This is a genomic window from Micrococcus sp. MS-ASIII-49 (assembly GCF_000946635.1).
Lineage (GTDB): Bacteria > Actinomycetota > Actinomycetes > Actinomycetales > Micrococcaceae > Micrococcus > Micrococcus luteus.
In genome coordinates this window covers 1-1,460 of sequence record NZ_JXSP01000183.1, presented here as the reverse complement: position 1 = coordinate 1,460, position 1,460 = coordinate 1, and the positions used below count along the sequence as shown (strand labels likewise).

Below are 1,460 nucleotides of genomic sequence, written 5' to 3'. Positions count from 1 at the left end.
CGTGGCTCGCGGCGGCTCTGCCCACCACCGCGGAGGTGCCCGCGGTGGTGGGGCTGCAGCAGGACGAGGCGGTCGCGGCGCTCGAGGACGCAGGTCTGGTGGCCGTCGTCTCGTCCGCGTACATGGCCGACGCCCCGGACGGGACCGTCACCCAGAGCGACCCGCCGACGGGCACGGAGGTGCCCCGCGGGGCCGAGGTGCGGATCCGGGTGTCCCGCGGCGAGGAGGGCATCGCGCTGTCCGACTCCCTGCACGGGCTGTCCGAGGACGCGGCCCGCCGCGAGCTGGAACGGCTGGGCCTGCGTGTCTCCTCCGTGCAGTACCAGGACGACGGCCGACTCGAACGCGGGCTGCTCGCCCGCACCGACCCCGCGATGGGCACGCACGTGCCGCCCGGCTCCTCCGTGGTGCTGCACCTGTCCAGCGGCATGGTCGACGTGCCGGATGTGGTGGGGATGAGCGCTCCGGACGCGCGGCGTCAGCTGGCGCTGAGCGCCCCCGAGCTGCGCGTGCGGATCCAGGACGAGGACGGCGCGACCACGGACACCGGAACGGTCGTGGCCCAGGATCCGCCCGCCGGCGTCCGCGTGGACAACCGTTCCTCCCTGACCCTGACGGCGTCCTCATGGATCGCGCCCACGGCCGAGCCCTCCGAGCCGGCGCCGCCGTCCAGCGAGGCGCCCGAGCCCACGCCGTCGGCGTCCGCGTCACCGAGCCCCCCGCCGTCGGAGAGCCCCGAGCCCTCCGCGAGCGCGGAACCCTCGCCCTCGCCGTCCGCCTCGGCCACGCCCAGCCCCGAGCCGACGACGACCGCGACGCCGTCACCGACGCAGAGCCCGGCGCCGACGTCGGCGGCCCCGTCGACCTCGCCGGGGCCGACCGAGCAGTCGCCGAGCACCTCGTCCACCGCGACGCCGGTGGACCCGCTGCCGACGCTGACGCCGGAGCCCGAGCCCTCGATCGATCCGCCGCCGTCCACCTGAGCGGACGGGGCGCCGTCGGACCCGCGAACCGGGCCCCGGGGCCGGTCAGTCCTGGCGGACGAGGGGCGAGAGCCGGCCGCCGCGCTCGGCGGCCCCGGAGAGCCCCACGGACTCGAGCCAGTTGCCGAGCATCCGGTAGCCGCCCTCGGTGAGCACGGACTCGGGGTGGAACTGCACGCCCCACAGGGGCGCGGTGCGGTGGGCCAGTCCCATCACGACGCCGTCCTCGGTCTCGGCGGTGATCTCCAGGACCGCCTCGTCCACGGTGGGCCGCACGGCGGCCAGCGAGTGGTAGCGGGTGGCGGTGAACGGCGAGGGGACACCCTCGAACATGGGGTGCTCGCCGTGGCGGACCAGGGACGTCTTGCCGTGCATGAGGGACTCCGCGTGCGTCACGGTCGCGCCGAACGCCTCCGCGATGGCCTGGTGCCCCAGGCACACCCCGAAGAGCGGGCGGGCCCCCCCCGGGGGGGGGGG

2 protein-coding genes are annotated in these 1,460 nt (G+C 76.6%); one reads left to right on the top strand and one right to left on the bottom strand.

What is annotated here, in order from left to right; translation table 11 throughout:
- The coding region (locus SJ20_RS11510) for a PASTA domain-containing protein (protein WP_044659934.1) at positions 1–983 on the top strand (983 nt) is incomplete at its 5' end.
- A gap of 45 nt (positions 984–1,028) precedes the next feature.
- Here SJ20_RS11510 and SJ20_RS11505 read toward each other — a convergent pair.
- The coding region (locus SJ20_RS11505; RefSeq protein WP_044660001.1) for an aminodeoxychorismate/anthranilate synthase component II at positions 1,029–1,460 on the bottom strand (432 nt) is incomplete at its 5' end.